This is a genomic window from Tardiphaga sp. 285_C5_N1_2, from assembly GCF_052076065.1.
Lineage (GTDB): Bacteria > Pseudomonadota > Alphaproteobacteria > Rhizobiales > Xanthobacteraceae > Tardiphaga > Tardiphaga robiniae.
Window position 1 is genome coordinate 2,204,993 of sequence record NZ_CP197241.1, and the last position, 23,394, is coordinate 2,228,386.

Below are 23,394 nucleotides of genomic sequence, written 5' to 3' on the forward strand. Positions count from 1 at the left end.
GCAGACGGCACTCCTTCGATGCCGCGGCGTCCTTCCATACCAGCGGTCATGCCGATGTGGCCGAGATCGGTCAGGCTTACGAGCTGTTGTCGCGGTTGCTAGGCCTCGGTATCGCATCGACGCTTTTCGCGATCGCGTTGCTTGCATCCGGTCTCAACTCGACGGTGACGGCGACGCTGGCCGGCCAGATCGTGATGGAAGGCTTTCTCCGGCTGCGCCTGCCGAACTGGGCGCGCCGGCTCGTGACGCGCGGCATCGCGATCGTTCCGGTCGTGGTCGTCATTGCGCTCTATGGCGAACGCGGCACCGGACAACTCGTCTTCAGTCAGGTCATCCTGTCGATGCAATTGCCATTTGCAGTCATCCCGCTGGTGCGGTTTGTCTCGGATAGGCGAAAGATGGGTGACTTCGTAATTTCGCGGTCGGTCGCCACGGTGGCGTGGATCATCGCTGGCATTATCGTGATCCTGAACTGCAAGCTGCTTTACGACACCTTTTCGGCTGAAGACCTGAAATCCAGGACGGTCGCGGATGATGCCGAAGACGGATCGTCAGCCGGACCAGTTAATCCTGCGGCTCGGGCATCGTTTCGCCGGTCGCGTCCACGCGCAGCCATCCTGATGGCGCCAGCCGCTGCTGCGGCAGATAGCGGCCCTTGTAGTCCATCTTCTTGGAGCCTTCGATCCAGTAGCCGAGATAGACGTAAGGCAGGCCGAGCCGCCTGGCGCGGGCGATGTGGTCGAGGATCATGAAGGTGCCGAGCGAACGGCTTTCCTCACCGGGCTCGAAGAACGAGTACACCATCGACAGCCCATCGCTGAGTACATCGGTCAACGCGACCGCGAGCAGGTCCTCGCCGCGTCCGGTGATGCCTGTATCGGGGCCGCGGCGGCGATATTCGATGATGCGGGTTTCGACGTGGCTGTCTTCCACCATCATAGCGTAATCGAGCACGGTCATGTCGGCCATGCCGCCATGGCGATGGCGCTGGTCGAGATAGGCGCGGAACACGGAATACTGTTCGGAGGTCGGCACCGCGCTGCGCTGCTCGCCGATCACGTCGGCATTGCGTGCCTGGATCTTGCGGAAGTTGCGGGACGGCTTGAACTCATTGGCGATGACCCGGACGGAGACGCAGGCGCGGCACTGGTCGCAGGCCGGGCGATAGGCGATCGACTGGCTGCGCCGGAAGCCGCCATGGGTGAGCAGGTCGTTGAGATCGCCGGCCTTGTCGCCGACCAGATGGGTGAAAACTTTCCGTTCGTGCCGGCCCGGCAGGTAGGGGCAGGGCGACGGCGCCGTGAGGTAGAATTGCGGAGTGTCGCGGGAGTGCTGGGTCACGGGTTGCCGTCGGTCTCCGAAGCAGTTTGGCGTAGCATCGCGCCGGCCGGGCAAACGGTCAATCGCTTTGCCCGGCCAAGTTGGCGTCCTTCGCGGCTGTTAGTAGGCGCGGCCGGGCGGCTGGGCGTAAGCGGCGCGGACCACGGAATTATTCACCACCACGGTTCCCAGCACGAGGTCGTGGAGCAACTGACGGCGGCCGTTAAGCAGGCCGACCACCAGCACCAGCGGCGTGAGTAGCGACACCGAGGCCCAAAACAAGACCGCGTGTGCGGCGCCAAGCACGAAGTAGCCCGGCGTGCCGCTGAAGGTGCGCATCTGCAGATCCATCATTCGCATGCCAACGGTGGCCGAATGCGGCCCGCCCAGCGACATGCCGTAATAGACGACCGGCCAGATCACCGTCGCCGGCGAGATCAGCCAGAACAGCGCCCAGCCGAGGCCGAGGGTGACGACGCCGAATAGGAGAATGAATACCCAAGCCAGCACGATCGGAATCGACAGCACCACGAGATCGATCAGGAAGGCGACAACGCGGCGCATCAACACGCCGCGGAATAAATCCGGCTGCGCATAGGGATCGAAGGCATGGGCGCGGGGCGGGGTACCGGCACTGCGCCAGGTGTCGCCCTGCCAGCTTCCGTTGTTGGGGCCGCCAGCATTCGGGCCGGTATCAGACATGACGCATCCCTCCGTTTGCATCCTCACGGTCCATCACATGGATATCACCAGACCGCGCAACAAGTGCGCGGAATCGTTACAGACTGTCCATGACGTAAATCAGGCGAGGCTTGAGCGCGGATGCGCTCAGCGCGCAGCCTTGATGCGTTCCGCGGCGTGTGGCGCGAAATAAGTCAGCACGCCATCGGCGCCGGCGCGCTTGAAGCCGAGCAGGCTTTCCATGATGGCGCGGTCGCCGTCGATCCAGCCGTTGTTCGCGGCGGCCATGATCATCGCGTATTCGCCGGACACCTGATAGGCGAAGGTCGGAACCGCGAACGTGTCCTTCACGCGGCGCACAATATCCAGATAGGGCATGCCCGGCTTGACCATGACCATGTCGGCACCTTCGGCGAGATCGAGTTCGACCTCGCGCAGCGCCTCGTCGGAATTGGCGCTGTCCATCTGATAGGTACGCTTGTCGCCGGTCAGCGTCTTGGCCGAGCCAATGGCGTCGCGGAACGGGCCGTAGAAGGCCGAGGCATATTTCGCGGCATAGGCCATGATCTGCACGTCCAGGAATCCGGCTTCATCCAGCGCCTCGCGGATCGCGCCGACACGGCCGTCCATCATGTCCGATGGCGCAATGATATCGCAGCCGGCCTCGGCCTGGACCAGCGCCTGCTGGACCAACACGGCGACGGTCTCGTCGTTGAGGATCTTGCCGTTCTGGATCAACCCGTCATGGCCGTGGCTGGTGAACGGGTCGAGCGCAACGTCGCAGAGCACGCCGAGATCGGGGAATTCCTTCTTGATGGCGCGCACGGACTGGCAAACCAGATTGTTGGCGTTGCATGCCTCGGTGCCCATCTCGTCGCGCAGGGATGGGTCGGTATAGGGGAACAGCGCGATGCAGGGGATGTCCAGCTTCATGGCGCGTTCGGCATCGCGGACCGCCTGATCGACGCTGAGGCGTTCCACGCCGGGCATCGAGGCAATCGCGGCGCGCTGGTTGTCGCCGTCGATCACGAAAAGCGGCCAGATCAGGTCGTCGGTGGTCAGCACGTTCTCGCGCACCAGCCGGCGGGCCCATTCGGACTTGCGGTTGCGGCGGGGGCGGGTGGTCAGGCCGAGGGAGGGGGCATCATAAGTGGCCGGGCGGGGGGCGTGATCGCGCAATTCGATGGGGCGCCCGAACTTGATTGCCATAATACCGTCTCTCCCGCGGGCCTTCGTGAGGTCGAAAGCCCCTTAAATTCGACCTGTTCTAAGTCTAGCACCTTGATGCCCCGGCGTCACCGCGATCATGCACGTCATGCGCGCGTGACGTGACGGGCTGGGTCATTGATTTTGCAGGCCCAAAGGCTCACAAAAAGCCCCCATGAATCGCTCAAACCATCGCCCAAACGTCCAGTTCCCACCCGTGAGATCGCATTCGCATGTCTGAGCAGATGCCGCGCGACCTCGGGTCGAGAGACCCCACGTCGCGGGACCATGCCATGTCGGTTGCGGCGATCTCGTCCGGACGCATCGAATCCGACGAAAACATCTGGACCCGGCGTCTGGTCCTGTTCCTGCGCGTGATGGCCGTCGTCTCGATGATGCAGGGCCTTTATCACTGGGCGCAGGTCACCGGCTTTGTCGGCACCGAGGATGACGCCTTCGAAGTCCAGACCATGGGCTGGCAGACCGCCACGGTCTATTTCGCCGTCATCGAACTGGTCAGCGCCGTCGGCCTCTGGCTCGCGACGCCGTGGGGCGCCGTCGTATGGCTGACGACCGTGGTGTCCATGGCGGTCATCGAGCTGATGTTTCCGACCATCTATGGCGGCAATCTCCTGATTGTCGGCGTTCAGGCTGCGTTTCTCGCAGGCTACCTTGCGCTGGCATGGATGGCGGCGCGCGAACGGCCGCCATAGGCTCAGGACGTCAAGCAGAGGCCTCGCAGAAGGCCCTGCATTCAGGGAGGTCATTTTGAACCAGCTTTATTCCGGCGGCACCGCCGGCAGCATCATTGTCAGCGCCATCGCCCGCTATGGCGACCAGCCCGCGCTCGCGGACGGCCATGTCCGCTGGAGCTACCGCGAATTTGGCGACGTGGTCGCGCGTTTCATCAGCCTGTTCCGCAGCCTTGGCCTGAAGAAAGGCGATGCGCTGTCCATTCTCTCCGGCAACCGCGCCGAGAGCTGGGCCGCGATATCAGCCGCCGCCGTGATGGGCCTGCGCTACACGCCGCTGCATCCCATGGCCGCCGAAGACGATCACGCCTTCATTCTCGAGGATGCCGAGATCTCCGCGCTGATCGTGGAGGCCGGCAAGTTCGCCGCGCGCGGCCTCGCGCTGCGCAGCCGCGTGCCGGGCCTGAAACATCTGCTGTCCTTCGGCGCGCTCGATGGCGCGCGCGATCTCCTGGCCGAACTGCCGGGCGCGACGCCGGCGCCGCTGGTCGACGAGAGCAGCACCGGCGATATCTGCTGGCTGGCTTATACCGGTGGCACCACGGGCCGTTCCAAGGGCGTGATGCTGCCGCATCGCGTGCTGGTGGCGATGTCGCTGGCGATCTACGCGGACTGGGACTGGCCGGCCGATATCCGCTATCTCGCGGCGACGCCGATCAGCCACGCCGCCGGCATCACGCTGTTTCCGGTGATGCTGCGCGGCGGCTTCGCGCGGCTGGTGCAGGGCTTCGATGCGGAGACCTATTGCCGCGTGGTGCATGAGGAGAAGATTACCGCGACCTTCCTGGTGCCGACGCTGATCTATGCGCTGATCGACGCGCCGGAGCTGCGCGCCAAATACGACATGTCGTCATTGCAGATGATCGTCTACGGCGCGGCGCCGATGTCGCCGGACCGATTGCGCGAGGGCGTTGGCATCTTCAGCAATGTGTTCGTGCAGCTCTACGGCCAGACCGAAGCGCCGCAGATCATCACCACCATGCGCAAGATCGATCACGACGACTCAAAGCCGGGCCGTCTCGGTTCCTGCGGCCGCGCCAATCCGATGGTCGAGGTCAAACTGTTCGATGCCGAGATGCGCGAAGTGGCGACAGGGGAGCCCGGCGAGATCTGCGTGCGCGGCTCGCTGGTGATGGATGGTTACTGGAAACGGCCGGATGCCACCGAAGACGCGTTTCGCGGCGGCTGGCTGCACACCGGCGATGTCGCGGTGAAGGACAGCGACGGCTTCTTCTATATCGTCGACCGCACCAAGGACATGATCATCTCCGGCGGCTTCAACATCTATCCGCGTGAAGTCGAGGATGCCTTGATGGCGCATCATGCGGTGGCGTCCGCTGCGGTCATCGGAATTCCCGATGCGAAGTGGGGCGAGGCGGTGAAGGCCTTTGTCGTGCTGAAAGCCGGCGCGAATAATTCCGCGGAGGAACTTCAGGCGCATGTGAAAGACAAGCGCGGCGCGCCGTGGTCGCCGAAGACCATCGATTTCGTCAGTGAGATCCCCGTGACGGGCCTCGGCAAGATCGATCGCAAGGCATTGCGGGCGCCATATTGGGACGGGCGAACGCGCGGAGTTGCGTAAAATTGTCGAATTAATTTTCGGGGCGTTGGCGGTAAGACTTCGGTCACCCTAACGCCCCGGTTACGAACCTTACGCGAGTGTTTCGAATTTTAGGCAAGCTGTTCCGCTATGCGACAGATCGGGCGGACAAAGCTGGAACATGGGCTTCGCAGCATGAATCAAACCTTGCGAAAACCCCTTGTTTCACCGGCTTAATCTCAGATTCACTGTCTCAAATTCATGATCTCTTTATTGTCTTATTTAAGCGGTTCTTCAAACGCTCCCCCTTAAGTTGGCCCTATCAGACGGGACACAAGTTTCGTCGAATAAGTCGATAAAAACGACAACAGGGGTAGTGTCATGATGAAGACCGTTGCGACGGTGGAAAGCGTCGATCTCGTTCCGGGCCAGGCGCCGGTTCAGCCGCTTTATCTGGAAGCCTTGACGTTGGTGGAGCGTCTGCATCGCCGTCTGCTCGACGTCATCAAGGACGAATTCGATCGCCGCGGCCGCGCTGATATCAATTCGGTCCAGGCACTCCTGCTCTACAATATCGGCGACAAGGAATTGACCGCCGGCGAGCTGCGCACCCGTGGTTACTATCTCGGCTCCAACGTGTCCTATAACCTGAAGAAGCTCGTCGAACTCGGCTTCCTCGATCATCAGCGCTCGCGCGTCGATCGTCGTTCGGTTCGCATCCGTCTGACGGCGCAGGGCCAGGAAATCCGCCACATCGTCGACGCGCTGTATCAGAAGCACGTCAAGACGGTCGAGCAGGTCGGTGGCATCTCCAACGAGGAATTCGCGACCCTCAACAAGTCGCTGCACCGCCTCGAGCGCTTCTGGACCGACCAGATTCTGTATCGTCTCTGAGACTTTCGACCTCCAAGTCGCCGAACCACTGCCGACGGATTGCCCTCCGAAAGCACATCGAAATGCGCGCAAGACGCATGCGAGACTGAAATTGATCAAGGCGCCCTCGCAGGGCGCCTTTTTCTTTGGCGTTACGCCCATCCCACGCCTGCTGAACGAAAACACCTCCAAGACAGACACAGAGATATTGGAGATGATTTCATGAAGCGCTTGTTGATCTTTCTGCTCCTCTTTCCTGCCGTTGCGACTGTCGCGTTCTACGCAGTGACGTACGTCCTGACCGGCGCAGCGGTGGATAGCGGTACAGGGCCGGTGTTCATGTATCTCGTCTTTATCGTGCCGGGGCTCCTGGTCGCTTTGCTCGACTGGCTGATTGCCAGAACATCCATGCCTGCGGTCATGACGACGACACTTCTTACCTACGGTCTATCGGTGTTGGTGATGGCCTTGCTTCTCGGCTCCAGCAAGCAACTCGTGGCACTCGGTCTGATCGGCGCAATTCCAGCCGCCGTGTGTTCGTGGCTGTCAAATAAGCCAGAGGAAATCGTAAATGCGTGAGCGATGCATCGCTCGTGCCAGGCCTTGATGGGTTTTGCGGAGTTTATCATCGGGCGCGCTTCGTGTGACCTGTTGGCTCACTCCATCCCGGGGTTGTCGGCGGAGAGCGCGCAGCGTTCCGTTCTGCCCGCTCGCGAAATTTCCTTCGTCTCTCGTGGAACCGGTTCCATTCTCGCGGCTTATCGCTTAGTCGGAAGGGATCAAGTCATGCTGGTCGAACGCGGTCTGAAAGTGATGAATGTCGAGGCGGTGGGCGACGCCTATGCCATCGCTGCGAACTACCTGCGCAAGTCCGGCGCTATCCCCGACACTTATCTCACCAACGATCGGCTGCTCGAAATCATCGTTCGGATGTTTCATCGCGGCGAAGACAACAAGCTTCGCCTTGCGAACAGAGCGATCGCGCAATTCCAGGCTGCACGGGCTGAAGCCGCGTAGCCGGTTTTCTGATGTCCAACGGGGAAAATGACGACATGCAGATTGCCATCGACCGCATCATGCACACCTATGACCTGATGATGAGCCGCACCCAGGCGGCATCCGACGAAGCCCGCACCAAGGTGACCGACTATGTGCAGTCGCTGTTCGACGGCGGCGAGAAGGATCCGCACCGGCTGACGGTGTTCGGCTTGACCTATTTGCGTGAGCTTGATGGCAGCAACGATCCGGTGAAGGCCGGGTTTACCGGCCTTTGAGGGAGTAGGGCGCAATAGCGCTGCGTTTAAGCGCTGGCGCCCTGTCCAGGGCTTCATCAGATTCAAATTCAAACAGCCACGGCCCTTCAGACATGCGTCATCGCCCCCATTGTTTGCGGCGCGGGGGCGCCGTCGTCTCTTGCATTCCCGCCCCCTTGTGAGAGGGCGTGCGGAACGCCGGGTGCCCGTTGCACCCTTGGGCCTGATGCGATGCGGTCTTCCGCAATCTAGAGTGCATCAGGACTTTCGGAGGCGCCGAGCGATTGCCCGACGTTCCGCCTGCGGTGTTTTTTCGGTTGCTTGCACTTTGCCTCGACGAACGCTCCGATCGCGAATTAAAGTCCCAAGGCGATGGGAAGGGAGCCTCAAGCGACTGGGCCGAACGCGTTTTGACTTGGTCGTCCGTCACACTGTCCAGGGGTCTTTCCATCCGAAGGCCAACGTCTCCTTGCTAGTGGCAGTGCTGGCGCAGATCCGTCCTGCCCGAAGACAGACGTTCCCCCATGAACCGCGTGACGCCGCATCTCCGGCGTCCACCGCATCCTGCCCCGCGAACGTGACGATCGCGATCGCCCCTCTCGGTGAGGCAGGACGGAGGGGAATATAAACCTGATGGGGATGGTGTCAACGGGAATAGGAAAAAATGTTTAGGTGCTGTCTTGCCGCCTCACGCTGTCATTCCGGGGCGTGCGTGCATCTTTGCGCGCGCGAACCCGGAATCCCAGCATGGGAGTCTCTAGTCAGCGCCAAACATGTCGGGATTCCGGGTTCGCGCTCTGCCGGCTTCGCCGGCGACGCACGCCCCGGAATGACGATGGTGGCTGAACACATCGGGATGCCGGCTCATGCCGACCGCTTCGCAGTCCGGACTGCCCTCGGGCACACCAGTTGGTGGGGAATGACGAGCGGGACGCGATGCGCTCATCACACGCGTGCTCATCGAAGCACTGTCGTCGCGGTTCTGCTACTCGAACTATCGCTCGACAAGATGCGCGCGCGAGACTGCAGGTTCAAACCGATCGGCGAAATACTGCGTTTCGTTGGCCACCCGTCCTTCGCGGAACTCCATGATGCTCACCGCGTAGGATGGTATACCGTCATAGGTCAGGATGAATTCGGTGACCCATAATTCGCCGCTGCCGATAATCCGCCGAACCGTAAAACGTTTCTCGTTTGGCTGGACAAGCCGGCTCATCTGAATGTTGTGCCGACCGCGGATGCGTTCCCCCGATTGGGGATAATAAAGCATCGCATCCTCATGGTAGATGTCATGTTCGATATCGAAATCGTTCGCGTCCGATGCAGTCCAATGACGCTCCAGGGCGGCCCGTACATCGTCCATCTCAACCTCCTGCGATAGGCCTCAGGTTGGCGGCTTGGCTTGGTGCAGAGGGGAAGGAGAGCCGAACCTCTCCACAACGACAGACAGTCGCCTTACCGGCAAACTAGCATGGAAAAGCTCGCGAAGATTTTCTTGTTCGCTGTTTCCGCGCGATAATCCTCGAAGACTTCTCTCACGCCGACGGTCTACAGATCCGGCCGGGGACAACACAAGGACACGCCCATGCTCACGCTTCATCATCTCAACGACTCCCGCTCGCAGCGGATTATCTGGCTGCTGGAAGAACTCGGCGCGCCCTACGATCTGACAACCTATCAGCGCGATGCGCAGACGCGGCTGGCGCCACCGGAACTGGAAGCGGTGCATCCGCTCGGCAAGTCGCCGGTCATCGTCGACGGCGATGTGACCATCGCGGAATCCGCAGCCGTCGTCGATTACGTCATCCGCCGCTACGGCAAGGGCGCGATGCGGCCGGCGGAAGGCACTCCGGAGCATGAGGCCTATCTCGAATGGCTGCATTACGCCGAAGGCTCGGCGATGTTGCCGCTGATGCTCAATCTCTACGTGTCCCGCTTGAAGGAGGCCGGCGCGCCGCTGCAGCAGCGGATCGACAGCGAGATAGCCCGGCATCTCGGTCATGCCGACCGCGCGCTGCAGGGCCGTGCGTTCTTCGTCGGCGACAGCCTGACCGGCGCGGATATCCAGATGAGTTTCGTCGCCGAGGTTGCCGGCAGCTTCGACCGGCTCAAGGCCTATCCCGATCTGGCCGCCTGGATTGGCCGGATGCATGCCCGCCCGGCGTTCCAGCGCGGCGTCGAGAAGGGCGGGGTATACCGGCTGGCGAAATAGGGACGGAGCGCTCCGGACGTTGACCGATGATTATAATGTATCTACATTATAATCATGAAAATCCTCTGGGACGAGCCGAAGCGTCTCGCCAACCTGGACAAGCACGGGTTGGATTTCGCCGATCTCGATGAGGCCTTTTTCGAAAGCGCTCTGGTTCTGCCGTCACAGGTGAAAGCCAAGCGTTGGATTGGCGTCGGCCGGAATATCCGCGGCGTCATTGTGGTGGTGTTCGTGGTTCTCGGAAAGGAGGCCTTGAGCGTGATTAGCATGCGTCCCGCCAGTAAGAATGAGAGGAGGCTCTACAATGACCGTTAAAAAGCGGGGTTATAGCGCCAAAGATATGCGAGAGGTCAGCGACACCCCGGAATTGACGAAGGACGACTTTGCCAAGGCTAAGCCCTTTGCTGAAGCCTTGCCGGATCTGGCCAAATCGATCCGCAAGGGGCGTGGTCCCAACAAGGCGCCCACCAAAACGCTCGTGTCGCTGCGGCTGAGTCCGGACGTCCTGACCCATTTCAAGTCTAAGGGGCCGGGCTGGCAATCGAAGATCGATGAGGTCCTGCGCAAGGCGGCGGGCGTCAAGCGATAGGGGCGGAATCGCCGTTTACTTCGGGCGGTAGGCAATCGGCATGTGCAATCGCCGCATTTGCCGCTGCTGCCTAAATATCGCGCCCTGAAGCGCAAAACCTTGGCCCCGCCAGCCAGATATGGTATTCGGGGCACCGTTTCCTGATCGCCACTCGTGACCGTCCGCACGCCGAAAGAAGGCCGCGGCGGTGGAGATATTGCCCTATGACCACTTCGGCCAAAACCGGCTCCGCGCCCGACTCGTTCTTCTCCGCCACGCTTGCTCAGGCCGATCCCGAGATTGCCGAGGCGATCAAGGGTGAACTCGGCCGCCAGCGTCACGAGATCGAGCTGATCGCGTCGGAAAACATCGTCAGCCGCGCCGTGATGGAGGCGCAGGGCTCGGTGATGACCAACAAATATGCCGAGGGTTATCCGGGCGCGCGCTATTATGGCGGCTGCGAATTCGTCGATATCGCTGAGAACCTCGCCATCGAACGCGCCAAGAAGCTGTTTGGCGCCCAGTTCGCCAATGTGCAGCCGAATTCCGGCAGCCAGATGAACCAGGCGGTGTTCCTGGCGCTGCTGCAGCCGGGCGATACCTTCATGGGTCTCGACCTCGCAGCCGGCGGCCATCTCACCCACGGCTCGCCCGTCAACATGTCCGGCAAGTGGTTCAAGCCGGTGCACTACACCGTGCGCAAGGACGACCAGATCCTCGACATGGATGCGATCGCCAAGCAGGCGGAAGAGGTGAAGCCGAAGCTGATCATCGCCGGCGGCTCGGCCTATTCGCGCTCGTGGGACTTCAAGCGCTTCCGCGAGATCGCCGACAGCGTGGGCGCGTATCTGCTGGTCGACATGGCCCACTTTGCCGGCCTCGTTGCCGGCGGCGTCCATGCCTCGCCGGTGCCGTATGCCCATGTCACCACGACGACGACGCACAAATCGCTGCGAGGTCCGCGCGGCGGCCTGATCCTCACCAATGACGAGGCGCTGCACAAGAAGCTGAACTCGGCGATCTTCCCGGGTCTGCAGGGCGGCCCGCTGATGCATGTCATCGCGGCGAAGGCCGTGGCCTTCAAGGAAGCGCTGCAGCCGGACTTCAAGGTCTATGCCAAGAACGTTGTCGAGAATGCCAAGGCGCTGGCTGAGACGCTGCGTGCACAGGGCTACGACATTGTCTCGGGCGGCACCGATAACCATCTGATGCTCGTCGACCTCCGGCCGAAGGGCCTGAAGGGCAACGTCTCGGAGAAGGCGCTGGTCCGCGCCGGCATCACCTGCAACAAGAACGGCGTGCCGTTCGATCCGGAAAAGCCGTGGATCACCTCGGGCATCCGTCTCGGCACCCCCGCCGCGACGACGCGCGGTTTCGGCATTGCCGAATTCAAGGCAACCGGCGAGATGATCGCCGAAGTGCTGAGCGCGGTGGCGCAGGCCGGCGACGGCAGTGCACCGCTGGTCGAAGCGGCCGTGAAGGAGAAGGTCAAGGCGCTGACGGATCGTTTCCCGATCTATCAGTAAGGCCTGCTACGAGGCGGAGACCTGCGCGGTCAGAAGGTCGCGCAGGAATGGCTCTTTGGAAGGTTCTTTGGAATGCGCTGTCCGAACTGCAATAGCCTCGATACGCAGGTGAAGGACTCGCGTCCCGCGGAAGATTCCGCCGTGATCCGCAGGCGGCGCGTCTGCGTTACCTGTAACTTCCGCTTCACGACCTTCGAGCGCGTGCAACTGCGCGAACTCACGGTGATCAAGCGCAATGGCCGCCGCGTGCCGTTCGACCGCGACAAGCTGGTGCGTTCGCTGTCGATCAGTCTGCGCAAGCGCCCGGTCGATCCGGAGCGCGTCGAGACCATGGTCTCGGCCATCGTGCGTGAGCTGGAAAGCGGCGGCGAGGCGGAGATTTCGTCGGAGACCATCGGCGAGATCGTGATGGAGCATCTGCGCGGACTCGACGATGTCGCTTATGTGCGCTTCGCCTCGGTCTATCGCAATTTTCGCGAGGCGAAGGACTTCGAGGCCGTGCTCGGCGAATTGCATGCCGACGACGACGGCCGGCCGGTGGTGGTCCGAAAATGATCTTCCGGATCCTGGAAGATCAATACGCTCAAAAATCTGCCGACGCGAAAGCAACCGACCTGCGCTTTATGCAGCTGGCGCTGACGCTTGGCCAGCGCGGGCAGGGCCGGACCTGGCCCAATCCCGCGGTCGGCGCGGTCATCGTGAAGGACGGTGTCATCCTCGGCCGTGGCTGGACGCAGCCCGGCGGCCGTCCCCATGCCGAGCCTGTCGCTCTGGCGCAGGCCGGCGAAGCCGCACGCGGTGCCACGCTCTATGTGACGCTGGAGCCATGCTCACATTTCGGCAAGTCGCCGCCTTGCGCGGATGCGATCGTCGCTGCGGGCATCGCGCGCGTCGTCGCGGCGATTGAAGATCCCAATCCGGACGTGGCGGGCCAAGGTCATGCGCGGCTGCGTGCGGCGGGCATCAGGGTCGATGTCGGGCTCTGCGCCGAACAGGCCGCGCGCGATCACGCCGGGCATTTTCGGCGTATCCGCGACAAGCGCCCGCATGTCGTGCTGAAGCTCGCGGTGTCGCCGGACGACAAGATCGCTGCGGCTGGCCACAAGCCTGTCGCCGTCACCGGCGAGATGGTGCGGTCGCGCGTGCATCTCTTGCGGGCGCAATGCGATGCGGTGCTGGTCGGCATGGGCACCGTCATCGCTGACGATCCTGAACTGACCTGTCGCTTGCCGGGCATGATGAAGCGCTCGCCGGTGCGCGTGGTGCTGGATCGTGCGCTGCGCATTTCCGGTAACAGCAGACTGGTGCATTCCGCGCGTACGACGCCGCTGTGGGTGATGACCTCCAGCCTGTCGGAAGCGCCCGCCGCGATGGCGCTGGGCGCGGCCGGCACGCAGGTGCTGCGCGTGCCGACCACGACCGCGCCGCCGCCGGGGCTGGATTTGCTCGCCGTGCTGCATAGCTTGTCGGAGAAGGGCATTACGAAGCTGCTGGTGGAAGGCGGATCGAGAGTCGCGGCGTCTTTCGTGACGGCGGGACTGGTCGACGAGGTCTGGCTGTTTCGCGGGCCGAAGGAGATCGGCGAGGGTGGCATCGCCGCGCTGGATGCATTGCCGCTATCGGCGATCACCGGGTCGCCGGACTTCGTGCAGCGTGCTAGCGAGACGATCGAGAAAGATACTCTGACCATCTACGAAAGAAGCTAATGTTCACCGGCATTGTCACTGACATCGGCGAGATCGAGAGCCTTCAGCAAATCGCACAGGGCCAGCTGCACCGGCTGCGCATTCTCTGCGATTACGATCAGACCACCATCGCCGATGGCGCCTCGATTGCCTGCAATGGCGTCTGCCTCACAGTGGTCGGCTCCGGCGTGGCCAATGGCAAAACCTGGTTCGACGTTGACGCTGCCGCCGAGACGCTGGGCATAACCACGGCGAAGCACTGGAAGCTGGGCACCCGCCTCAATCTCGAACGCGCGCTGAAGATCGGCGACGAGCTTGGCGGCCATATCGTCGCCGGCCATGCTGACGGCATCGCCACCATCGTATCGCGCGAGAACCTGCCGGACATGGCGCGGATTACCTTCCGCACCACGCGCGAACTGGCGCGTTTCATCGCCACCAAGGGCTCCATCACGCTGGATGGCGTGTCGCTGACGGTGAATACCGTCGATGACGTGCAGTTCGCGGTGCTGATCATTCCACACACGCTGAGCGTCACCACGCTGGGCAAGGCGTGGGAAGCAGGCGCCGAGGTCAATATCGAGGTCGACCTGATGGCCCGCTATGCGGCGCGGCTGAGCGAAATGCCGGTTTAAGGCTCCGACCTCTCGGCCGTCATGGCCGGGCTTGTCCCGGCCATCCACGTCTTCGTGCTCGGCCAAGACGTGGATACCCGGCATGCGCCGGGCATGACGGCGCTAAATTGCCGAGTATTGCCCTTGGCTTCGCAGCCGCACACGACTAAAACCGCGCGATTGTTGACATACACCGTAAGCGGATGTTGTCAGCGTTTTTAACAGGTTGAGATATGGCAGACGCGCGACGCGCTCATTTGCAGGACCAGACCGACATCACGGGCGCGCGCGTCCTGATCGTCGAGGCGCGGTTCTATGACGACATTCAGGATGCGCTGCTGGAAGGCGCGATCGTTGAGCTGAAGGCAGCCGGCGTCACCCATGACGTGTTGACGGTGCCCGGCGCGCTGGAAATTCCTTCGACCATCGCGATTGCGGTCGATGCTGCCGCGAAAAGCGGCAAGCCTTATGAAGCGGCAATCGCGCTCGGCTGCGTGGTACGTGGCGAGACGTTCCATTTTGAGATCGTCTCGATGGAGTCGTCGCGCGGGCTGATGGATCTGTCCGTCGATCTGCGGCTGCCCCTCGGCAACGGGATCATCACGGTGGATACCGACGAGCAGGCCTGGGCGCGTGCGCGCGCCGGTGAATTGAACAAGGGCGGCGATGCGGCCCGTGCGGCACTGTCCGTGCTGCGCATCAAGCGCCGTCTGGCGAAGGCCTGAGCCGATGTCTGAGAAGAAAACGGCTGACAAGAAATCGTCCGACAAGAAAGCCGACCTCAAGAAGCCGGTCCCCAAGGGTGATCGCAAGGCTAACCGGCGCGGCGCCGCGCGTCTCGCCGCCGTGCAGGCGCTATATCAGATGGATGTCGGCGGCGCTGGCATCAACGACGTCTTCGCCGAGTTCGAGAGCTTCTGGCTCGGCAGCGAGATCGAGGGTGACCAGTATCTCCCCGCCGAGGAGGCGTTCTTCCGCGACATCGTGTCCGGCGTGGTGCGCGACCAGAACAAGCTCGATCCGCTGATCGACGATGCGCTCTCCAGGGGCTGGCCGTTGCAGCGGATCGAGGCGATCCTGCGCGCGGTGATGCGCGCCGGTGCCTATGAACTGGAACATCGCAAGGACATTCCCGGCCGTGTCGTGGTGTCGGAATATGTCGATGTCGCGCATGCCTTCGTGGAAGGCGACGAGACCGGCATGGTCAATGCGGTGCTCGACCAGATCGCCCGGCAGTTTCGCGCGGAAGAGTTTTCGCGCGCAGGACACTGATCATGTCAGCCGGGTCCAACGCATCCGGCGAAGACACCCTGATCGCGCGCTACTTCAAGCCGCTGGCGACTGATCCCGGCGCGTTCGGGTTGACCGACGACGCCGCGGTGCTCAAGGCAGACGGCGAGGATATCGTCGTCAACACCGACGCCATCGTCGAGGGCGTGCACTTTCTCGCCGACGATCCCCCCGACACCATTGCGCGCAAGGCGCTGCGGGTGAACCTGTCGGACCTCGCCGCGAAGGGCGCAGTGCCGGCCGGCTTTGTGCTGACGCTGGCGCTGCGGACACATGATGAGGCGTGGCTGGCGGAGTTCGCGCGCGGTCTCGGCGAAGACATCGCAACATTCGGCTGCGCATTGCTCGGCGGCGATACGGTCTCGACGCCGGGACCGCTGATGGTCTCAGTCACCGCCTTCGGACGCGTTCCGATGGGCAAGATGGTCCGCCGCCACGGTGCGGCGGTGGGGGACCGCGTGGTCGTGAGTGGCACGATCGGTGATGCCGCGCTTGGCCTTGCGGCGCTGAAAGGCGGCGCGGTCGCGACGGCGCTGGCTGGTGACAGTAACGCACATGACGCGCTCGTGGCACGCTATCGCGTGCCGCAGCCACGCAACGCGCTGGCATTGGCGGTGCGCGATTTCGCGACGGCGTCGATGGATGTCTCCGACGGATTGGCCGGCGATCTCGCCAAGCTCTGTGCCGTTTCGGGTGTGTCCGCCGTCATCGATGCATCGGCTATTCCGCTGTCGGATCCGGCGGCAGCACTGCTGGATCGCGGTGTGATTGGTCTCGAAACGGTCGTTGCCGGCGGCGACGATTACGAAGTCCTCTGCACCATCCCAGAGAATCGCACGACCGGTTTCGTGCAGGCCGCGCATCAGGCGGGCGTGCGGGTCGCGGTCATCGGGACGATTGTTGCAGGTGCGTCATCGCCGCGCTTCGTCGACCAGGCGGGCAGGGACATCGTGTTGAAGCGCCTGTCCTACAGCCACTTCTGACTAGCCTCACTGTTCCGGCAAGCGCGGACTTAACCTCTCCCCGCATCTTGCGCGGGGAGAGGTCGCCGCGTCTTCGCGGCGGGTGAGGGGCGGGGCACGCGGTTTGACCAAGTAATGCTGTTGCTGGTTCGGAACGATCTGAAGCTGCCGACCAGGGGAGGGGCCATTGCCATGCCCCTCACCCGACCCGGCTTCGCTGCGCTACGCCGGATCGACCTCTCCCCGTGCAGAACGGGGAGAGGTTAAGAGCCCCTCCAAAAATCCTGCATTAGCCCATTGGCAGCGTTGCACGGCGATACCGATTTTGCCATGCTCATCAAACGAGAGGCCGTCCTCACGTGCTGGGCAGGCCTCCTTTTTATGCGCCAACTAACAAGGCGCCGGGCAGGAAGGACTGAGGCAGATTCCATGACAGCATTGTGGGTGATCGTGCTCTGCGGGGCACTGTCGATCGTTTACGCGATCTGGGCGACGAGTTCTGTGTTGAAGGCCGATGCGGGTAACGCACGGATGCAGGAAATTGCAGAGGCCGTGCGAGAGGGCGCACAGGCCTATCTGAAGCGACAATATCTCACCATCGGCATCGTCGGCGTCGTGATCTTCGCGCTGCTGGCTTACTTCCTCGGCATGCTCGTTGCCTTCGGCTTCCTGATCGGCGCCGTGTTGTCAGGCGCAGCCGGCTTCATCGGCATGAACGTCTCGGTGCGTGCCAATGTCCGCACCGCGCAGGCGGCGACGATCTCGCTGGCCGGCGGCCTCGAACTCGCCTTCAAGGCGGGTGCGATCACCGGCATGCTGGTGGCGGGTCTGGCGCTGCTCGGCGTCACCATCTACTTCGCCTATCTCACGCACGCCCTCGGCCTCGCTGCCAACAGCCGCACCGTGATCGATGCGCTGGTGGCGCTCGGCTTCGGCGCATCGCTGATCTCGATCTTCGCGCGTCTCGGCGGCGGCATCTTCACCAAGGGCGCTGACGTTGGCGGCGATCTCGTCGGCAAGGTCGAAGCCGGCATTCCCGAAGACGATCCACGTAACCCGGCAACGATCGCCGACAATGTGGGCGACAATGTCGGCGACTGCGCCGGCATGGCCGCCGACCTGTTCGAGACCTATGCGGTGACTGCGGTCGCCACCATGGTCCTGGCGGCGATCTTCTTTGCGAGTTCGCCATTGCTGGTCAACATGATGACGCTGCCGCTCGCCATTGGCGGCATCTGCATCCTGACCTCGATTGCCGGCACGTTCTTCGTCAAGCTCGGTGCCAGCCAGTCGATCATGGGCGCGCTGTATAAGGGCCTGATCGCGACCGGCGTGTTGTCATTGTTCGGCGTTGCCGCCGTAATCTACTGGCTGATCGGTTTCGGTCCGCTGGCAGGCGTGAAGTATACGGGTCTGGCGCTGTTCGAATGCGGCGTCGCCGGCCTCGTCGTCACGGCGCTGATCATCGTGATCACCGAATACTACACCGGCACCGACTATCGGCCGGTGAAGTCCATCGCGCAGTCGTCGGTCACCGGCCACGGCACCAATGTGATCCAGGGCCTTGCGATCTCGATGGAGTCGACGGCGGGCCCGGCGATCGTCATCATCGCCGGCATTCTCGTCACCTACAGCCTCGCGGGTCTGTTTGGTATCGCGATTGCCACCACGACGATGCTGGCGCTGGCCGGCATGATCGTGGCGCTCGATGCGTTCGGTCCGGTCACCGACAATGCCGGCGGCATTGCCGAAATGGCCGGTCTGCCGAAGGAGGTCCGCAAGGCCACCGACGCGCTTGACGCGGTGGGCAACACCACCAAGGCGGTCACCAAGGGCTATGCCATCGGCTCGGCAGGTCTGGGCGCACTGGTGCTGTTCGCGGCTTACAATGAAGACCTCAAATTCTTCATCGCCAATGCCGCGAAGTATCCGTACTTCAAGGATGTGCTGCCGGACTTCTCGCTGACCAATCCGTATGTGGTGGTCGGCCTGCTGTTCGGCGGTCTGCTGCCTTACCTGTTCGGCGCGATGGGCATGACGGCCGTGGGCCGTGCGGCCAGTGCCATCGTCGAGGAAGTGCGTCGTCAGTTCCGCGAGAAGCCGGGCATCATGCAGGGCACCGACAAGCCGGATTACGGCCGCGCGGTGGATCTGCTGACCAAGGCCGCGATCAAGGAAATGATCATCCCATCGCTGCTCCCGGTGCTGTCACCGATCGTCGTCTACTTCATCATCTACGCCATCGCCGGTGGTGGCGCAGTCGGCAAGTCGGCGGCATTCTCGGCGGTCGGCGCCATGCTGCTCGGCGTGATCGTCACGGGTCTATTCGTGGCGATCTCGATGACCTCGGGCGGCGGTGCCTGGGACAATGCCAAGAAGTATATCGAGGACGGTCATTTCGGCGGCAAGGGCTCCGACGCCCACAAGGCCGCGGTGACCGGCGACACCGTCGGCGATCCCTACAAGGACACGGCGGGCCCCGCGGTGAACCCGATGATCAAGATCACCAACATCGTGGCGCTGTTGTTGCTGGCGATCCTGGCGCACTAGACGGCCGAGAGCACGAATGCAAAAATCCCGCGGCGCAAGCCGCGGGATTTTTCGTTGTTCGTTTGATCAGGTAGGACCACATGCAGCCGTTGCCCCATGGTCGGGTTCGTTTTCGTCATAGTCTCGTAGCCATCGGACTGTTTGTGGCCTGCAGCGCACCGGCCTCGGCCGCCGAGCAATGCCCGGTCTCCGAGGCTGCGATCTCGAAAGCCGGCGGTCTCCACCAGGCGATCATCGCCGCGATGAAGACCGAGTTCAGCTGCGAAGGCGCATACCGGATTCTCGAACTCTGCCAGCTTGGTTCGTCCGGTGATAATGCATTCTCCAGCATCGTGCTGTCGAAATGTGAACCGCGCTTTCTCCCCAAGGCGCTCCCCGCGACCAAGGCCGCCTATGAAAAGGCGCGTGCGAAATGCGATAAGATCGCAGAGAAGAACGAGGGCTCGATGTATCAGAGTCAGGCCGCGATCTGCATCGCGCGCTCCGGGCGGGATTTCGCGCGGAAATACGGGACGAAGAGCTAGGGGGCCTGCCGGCCACGGCGCGTTAGCGCAGACGACACAGAAGCCCCGCGATGTGATCGCGGGGCTTCTTGTTCAGATAGTCGACCTTACGCCGCCTTGCTCTGCTTGCCGTCCTGGATGGCGCGCCAGATGCGCTCGGAGGTCAGCGGCATGTCGATATGCGTGACGCCGTAGTCACTGAGCGCATCGACCACCGCATTGACGATGGTGCAGAGCGAGCCCGCGCAGCCGGCTTCGCCGCAGCCTTTGGTGCCCAGCGGGTTGGTGGTTGCAGGCGAGGGATGATCGCCGACCAGCATCAGCGGAATGTCGCCGGCGCGGGGCATGGCGTAATCCATGAAGGAGCCGGTGATCGGCTGACCCGACGCGTCGTAGCTGACTTTCTCCATCAGCGCCTGGCCGATGCCCTGGGCCACGCCGCCATGCAACTGGCCGGCGACGATCATCGGATTGACGATGGTGCCGAAGTCGTTGACCGCCGCGTAATTGACGATGGTCAGCACGCCGGTGTCGGGATCGATCTCGACTTCGGCGACATGACAGCCGTTCGGGAACGTCGATGGCACGTCCGATGAGGTGTGGTCGACATCGAGCGAGGAGGGCACGCCGTCCGGCATCTTGCCCTCGCGCACACGCTGCGACAGTTCCATGATGTCGATGGAGCGGTCAGTGCCGGCAATGGTGAAGCGGCCGGCCTTGAACTCGATATCAGCTTCGGATGCTTCCATCAGATGCGCGGCGGCAGCCTTGCCCTTGGCGATGACGAGATCCGAGGCCTCGACGATGGCCTGGCCCGATGCGGTGATCGAGCGCGAGCCGCCGGTGCCGTTGCCCATGCGGACGAGATCGCTGTCGTTCTGCTCGAGGCGGATGGCATCGAACGGCACGCCGAGCTGCGTCGACAGCACCTGCGCGAAAGGCGTAGCGTGGCCCTGGCCATAATCCAGCGTGCCGGTGGTCAGCGTCACGGTGCCGTCTTGGCCGAATGTGAGCTTGCCGAGTTCGCCGGAGGGGGGAGCAGTGACTTCGAGATAGGAGCCGACCGCAATGCCGCGCAGCTTGCCATTCTTGCGGCTGTCCTTCTTGCGCCTGGCGAAGCCGGCGTGATCGGAAATTGCAAGCGCCTTGTCGAATACGCCCTGGAAATCGCCGCTGTCATAGGTGACGCCGGAGGCGGCCGCGAAGGGTAGCTGCGACGGCTTGATGAAGTTGCGCTTGCGTAGTGTGAAGCGATCGATGCCCATCTCGTCGGCAGCGCGGTCGATCAGCCGCTCCATGAAGTAGTTGGCTTCGGGGCGCCCGGCGCCGCGATAGGCGCCCATCAGCGTGGTGTTGGTGAGCACGCATTTGATGTCTACCGACAGCAGCGGCGTCTTGTAGACGCTGGCGAGATTCTTGCCGGTGTTGAGCGACAGCGGGCTTGGCGACACGCCGGTGATATAGGCGCCGAGATTGCCGTAGCCTTTCAGGCGTACCGCGAGAAACTTGCCGTCCTTGTCGAGGGCGAGTTCGGCATGGATATCCTGCGCGCGGCCGTGGCTGTCGGACAGGAAGCTGGAGGAGCGCTCGTCGAGCCACTTTACCGGCTTGCCTAGTTCCTTCGCCGCATGCAGCAGGCAGATATATTCGGGATAGCTGATGTTCTTCATGCCGAACGATCCGCCGACATTGCCGGTGAGGATGCGGACCTTGTCGGGCGCGACGTTGAGCTGCTTGGCCAGCGTATTGCGATTGCCGGCGACGCCCTGGGTCGGCACCTGGATCACATAGCGGCCGCCGGATTTCTCGTATGTCGCGAGGGCGCAGCGTGGCTCCATGGACACCACGGCGACGCGGGTGTTCTCGATGTCGAGTTTGGCGACATGGGCGGCAGAGGCGAATGCCGCCTCGACGGCGTGGGTGTCGCCATAGTGATAGTCAAGCGCGACATTGTTCGGGATGTGGTCGTAGAGAACAGGCGCGCCGGGCTTGGTCGCGGCCTCGCAATCGGTGACGGCGGGCAGGGCGTCGATGTCGAGGACGACGGCTTCGGCGGCATCGCGGGCCTGCGCGACCGTTTCAGCCACCACGAAGGCAACGGGGTCGCCGACATAGCGCACCTTGTCGGTCATCAATGCATGGCGGTTGGTCTGGAACAGCGGGGTGCCGTCCTGGCTCTTGAGCGGCAGGCCGCAGGTGAAGGGGCCATAATTGGCGGCTTCGAGATCCCGTCCGGTCCAGACGCCGCGCACGCCGGGCATGGCCTTGGCAGCTTCGGTATCGATGCCGCGGATCACGCCATGGGCATGGGGACTGCGGACGATCCAGGCATAGAGCTGGCCGGGCAGGTTGATGTCGTCGGTATATTTGCCCTTGCCGCGGACGAGGGTGTCGTCCTCCTTACGGCGGACAGGCTGGCCGACCCCGTATTTCTGCATGGCGATGGCGTTGTTGACGGGCGAGCCGGTAAAATCTTGCATGATGAATCCATCAAATGTGGATGATTCCAGGATTTGGCACGGGCGCGCGCCCCTGTAAGTCCCTGAGATAAGGCAGCGTGACCTGTACGACAACGGACGATTGGGCATGGGGGTGCGCCAAGGTTGCGCTGATCCTGTGCCCTGCTAAACTTTCCGTGAAAGATATTTCCAAGAAGGTTTCCACGCCGGCCGGAACGGTCGCGGAAAGACAGATTGAATGGATGATGACACGCGGCTTCGCGGCGGCCATGAGGTGGACAACGCTCGGCCGGGCGAGGGTGTGCAGGGATTGGTTGCGGCATTGGCCGACGGCGGGCGCGAAGCCGCATGCGCCAACACCTATGCCGCGCTCGATCTCGGAACCAATAATTGCCGTCTCCTGATCGCCTGTCCCACGGGCGACAGTTTTCGCGTGGTCGATTCGTTTTCACGGATCATCCGGCTGGGCGAGGGCGTCTCGACATCCGGCGTGATCAGCGACGCCGCGATTGCCCGCGCGATCTCGGCGCTCAGCATCTGCCGCGACAAGATCCGCGCGCGGGACGCACAGCGGCTGCGGCTGATCGCAACCGAGGCCTGCCGCGCGGCCTCGAATTCGGACGCGTTTCTCGACCAGGTGGCGCGCGAAACCGGCATCACGCTGGAGATCATCGACCGCGAGACCGAAGCGGCGCTGGCTGTGATTGGCTGCTCGCCGCTGATCGATCCGCAGGGCCGCGGTGCCATCCTGTTCGATATCGGCGGCGGCTCGTCGGAACTGGTGCGCATCGAGCGTGATCCCACGGATCCCAAGGGCAAACCGCTGATCAAGGCGTGGATGTCGATCCCGCTCGGCGTGGTGACGCTGGCCGAGAAATTCGGCGGCAAGCACGTGACCCGGGACAGCTACACGCAGATGATTGCGGAGGTCGCCAGACACGTGGCGCCGTTCGCCGCCGAACATGCCGGCGATCTCGACGGCATGCACATGCTGGGCACCTCGGGCACCGTAACCACGCTGGCCGGCGTCCATCAGGGGTTGGCGCGCTACGACCGCCGGCGCATCGACGGCATCTGGCTCAGCAATGCCGAGCTCGACGAGACCATCGCCAGGCTGCTCGACATGACCTACGCGGAACGCGCCGCCAACCAGTGTATCGGCCCCGACCGTGCCGATCTGGTGCTGTGTGGCTGTGCCATTCTGGACGCCATCCGCAACGCGTTCCCCCTGCCGCGGCTGCGTGTGGCGGATCGGGGGCTGCGCGAGGGCATGCTGGTGGAAATGATGCGCGAGGACGGCGCGATCCGCGCCTCCTGAGCCTGATTTTCCCGATTCAGAGCGAATATTCGGGTTTCCCGCCATGCCGTGCTAAGGGAAACGCGAATAGCTGAAAGCAAGC

Annotated in this window: 24 protein-coding genes and 1 pseudogene; 20 read left to right on the top strand and 5 right to left on the bottom strand. The window is 62.9% G+C overall.

The features are described 5' to 3' along the window. Positions 1-20: 20 nt before the first annotated feature. Positions 21-494: pseudogene (locus AB7951_RS10505) on the top strand (divalent metal cation transporter); the annotation flags it as partial. Between the two features lie 70 nt (positions 495-564). On the opposite strand, the gene AB7951_RS10510 reads toward AB7951_RS10505, so the two are convergent. The 3 genes from AB7951_RS10510 to hemB all read right to left on the bottom strand — a co-directional run bounded on the left by AB7951_RS10510 (position 565) and on the right by hemB (position 3,210). After that, a complete protein-coding gene (locus tag AB7951_RS10510; protein ID WP_089263842.1) occupies positions 565-1,341 on the bottom strand; it encodes an arginyltransferase in 777 nt (258 codons plus the stop codon). A 99-nt stretch (positions 1,342-1,440) separates the two neighbouring features. After that, on the bottom strand, positions 1,441-2,022 hold the full coding sequence (locus AB7951_RS10515; protein ID WP_089263843.1) for an RDD family protein: 582 nt from the start codon (positions 2,020-2,022) through the stop codon (positions 1,441-1,443). A 126-nt stretch (positions 2,023-2,148) separates the two neighbouring features. Continuing rightward, positions 2,149-3,210 carry a porphobilinogen synthase gene (gene hemB / locus AB7951_RS10520; RefSeq protein WP_120292157.1) on the bottom strand — a complete coding sequence of 354 codons (1,062 nt, stop codon included), beginning with the start codon at positions 3,208-3,210 and terminating at the stop codon, positions 2,149-2,151. A 230-nt stretch (positions 3,211-3,440) separates the two neighbouring features. Between hemB and AB7951_RS10525 the strand changes: the two genes are divergently transcribed. The 6 genes from AB7951_RS10525 (at position 3,441) to AB7951_RS10550 (ending at position 7,646) form a co-directional block, all read left to right on the top strand. Further along, positions 3,441-3,920, top strand: coding sequence for a DUF6163 family protein (locus AB7951_RS10525; protein ID WP_089263845.1), 480 nt, complete (start codon positions 3,441-3,443; stop codon positions 3,918-3,920). Positions 3,921-3,975: 55 nt separating this feature from the next. Then, a complete protein-coding gene (locus AB7951_RS10530) occupies positions 3,976-5,541 on the top strand; it encodes an AMP-binding protein (protein ID WP_439061698.1) in 1,566 nt (521 codons plus the stop codon). A gap of 339 nt (positions 5,542-5,880) precedes the next feature. Further along, a complete protein-coding gene (gene ldtR, locus AB7951_RS10535; protein ID WP_068732529.1) occupies positions 5,881-6,393 on the top strand; it encodes a transcriptional regulator LdtR in 513 nt (170 codons plus the stop codon). A gap of 201 nt (positions 6,394-6,594) precedes the next feature. Further along, complete coding sequence (locus AB7951_RS10540; protein WP_439061697.1) at positions 6,595-6,951, top strand: hypothetical protein; 357 nt, start codon at positions 6,595-6,597, stop codon at positions 6,949-6,951. Positions 6,952-7,158: 207 nt separating this feature from the next. Continuing rightward, the gene (locus AB7951_RS10545) at positions 7,159-7,389 is read left to right on the top strand and encodes a hypothetical protein (RefSeq protein ID WP_089263849.1); all 231 of its coding nucleotides are present in this window, start codon (positions 7,159-7,161) and stop codon (positions 7,387-7,389) included. 35 nt (positions 7,390-7,424) lie between these two features. Next, positions 7,425-7,646, top strand: a complete 222-nt coding sequence (locus AB7951_RS10550) for a hypothetical protein (protein ID WP_068732570.1) — start codon at positions 7,425-7,427, stop codon at positions 7,644-7,646. 973 nt (positions 7,647-8,619) lie between these two features. Here AB7951_RS10550 and AB7951_RS10555 read toward each other — a convergent pair. Further along, the gene (locus tag AB7951_RS10555) at positions 8,620-8,988 is read right to left on the bottom strand and encodes a nuclear transport factor 2 family protein (RefSeq protein ID WP_120292163.1); all 369 of its coding nucleotides are present in this window, start codon (positions 8,986-8,988) and stop codon (positions 8,620-8,622) included. A 222-nt stretch (positions 8,989-9,210) separates the two neighbouring features. Between AB7951_RS10555 and AB7951_RS10560 the strand changes: the two genes are divergently transcribed. From AB7951_RS10560 to AB7951_RS10615, 12 genes are all read left to right on the top strand, one after another. Further along, complete coding sequence (locus tag AB7951_RS10560) at positions 9,211-9,837, top strand: glutathione S-transferase (RefSeq protein WP_120292165.1); 627 nt, start codon at positions 9,211-9,213, stop codon at positions 9,835-9,837. A 54-nt stretch (positions 9,838-9,891) separates the two neighbouring features. After that, a complete protein-coding gene (locus AB7951_RS10565) occupies positions 9,892-10,152 on the top strand; it encodes a BrnT family toxin (protein ID WP_120292167.1) in 261 nt (86 codons plus the stop codon). Then, positions 10,142-10,426 carry a BrnA antitoxin family protein gene (locus tag AB7951_RS10570; RefSeq protein WP_120292169.1) on the top strand — a complete coding sequence of 95 codons (285 nt, stop codon included), beginning with the start codon at positions 10,142-10,144 and terminating at the stop codon, positions 10,424-10,426. Before AB7951_RS10565 ends, AB7951_RS10570 begins: the two co-directional genes overlap by 11 nt. Before the next feature lie 203 nt (positions 10,427-10,629). Then, a complete protein-coding gene (glyA, locus tag AB7951_RS10575; protein WP_120292171.1) occupies positions 10,630-11,931 on the top strand; it encodes a serine hydroxymethyltransferase in 1,302 nt (433 codons plus the stop codon). Between the two features lie 72 nt (positions 11,932-12,003). Next, positions 12,004-12,486, top strand: coding sequence for a transcriptional regulator NrdR (gene nrdR / locus AB7951_RS10580; protein WP_068732542.1), 483 nt, complete (start codon positions 12,004-12,006; stop codon positions 12,484-12,486). Continuing rightward, on the top strand, positions 12,483-13,637 hold the full coding sequence (ribD, locus tag AB7951_RS10585; protein WP_120292173.1) for a bifunctional diaminohydroxyphosphoribosylaminopyrimidine deaminase/5-amino-6-(5-phosphoribosylamino)uracil reductase RibD: 1,155 nt from the start codon (positions 12,483-12,485) through the stop codon (positions 13,635-13,637). The genes nrdR and ribD overlap by 4 nt, the downstream gene beginning before the upstream one ends. Beyond that, complete coding sequence (locus AB7951_RS10590) at positions 13,637-14,251, top strand: riboflavin synthase (RefSeq protein ID WP_120292175.1); 615 nt, start codon at positions 13,637-13,639, stop codon at positions 14,249-14,251. The genes ribD and AB7951_RS10590 overlap by 1 nt, the downstream gene beginning before the upstream one ends. A gap of 212 nt (positions 14,252-14,463) precedes the next feature. Then, positions 14,464-14,955 (top strand): 6,7-dimethyl-8-ribityllumazine synthase, encoded by a 492-nt coding sequence (gene ribH / locus AB7951_RS10595; RefSeq protein ID WP_089263855.1) that lies wholly within the window; start codon positions 14,464-14,466, stop codon positions 14,953-14,955. A 4-nt stretch (positions 14,956-14,959) separates the two neighbouring features. Continuing rightward, positions 14,960-15,502: a transcription antitermination factor NusB gene (gene nusB / locus AB7951_RS10600; RefSeq protein WP_093761462.1), complete on the top strand. Its 543-nt coding sequence runs from the start codon at positions 14,960-14,962 to the stop codon at positions 15,500-15,502. Positions 15,503-15,504: 2 nt separating this feature from the next. Next, positions 15,505-16,503, top strand: a complete 999-nt coding sequence (gene thiL / locus AB7951_RS10605; RefSeq protein WP_439061696.1) for a thiamine-phosphate kinase — start codon at positions 15,505-15,507, stop codon at positions 16,501-16,503. 408 nt (positions 16,504-16,911) lie between these two features. Beyond that, complete coding sequence (locus AB7951_RS10610) at positions 16,912-19,032, top strand: sodium-translocating pyrophosphatase (protein WP_120292179.1); 2,121 nt, start codon at positions 16,912-16,914, stop codon at positions 19,030-19,032. Positions 19,033-19,112: 80 nt separating this feature from the next. Beyond that, a complete protein-coding gene (locus AB7951_RS10615; RefSeq protein ID WP_320444484.1) occupies positions 19,113-19,556 on the top strand; it encodes a hypothetical protein in 444 nt (147 codons plus the stop codon). An 86-nt stretch (positions 19,557-19,642) separates the two neighbouring features. Here AB7951_RS10615 and AB7951_RS10620 read toward each other — a convergent pair whose 3' ends face one another. Then, entirely contained in the window at positions 19,643-22,015 is a 2,373-nt protein-coding gene (locus tag AB7951_RS10620) for a xanthine dehydrogenase family protein molybdopterin-binding subunit (protein ID WP_120292181.1), read from the bottom strand. Between the two features lie 217 nt (positions 22,016-22,232). On the opposite strand from AB7951_RS10620, the gene AB7951_RS10625 reads away from it, so the two are divergent. Further along, entirely contained in the window at positions 22,233-23,312 is a 1,080-nt protein-coding gene (locus AB7951_RS10625; protein ID WP_120292183.1) for a Ppx/GppA phosphatase family protein, read from the top strand. Positions 23,313-23,394 lie beyond the last annotated feature (82 nt).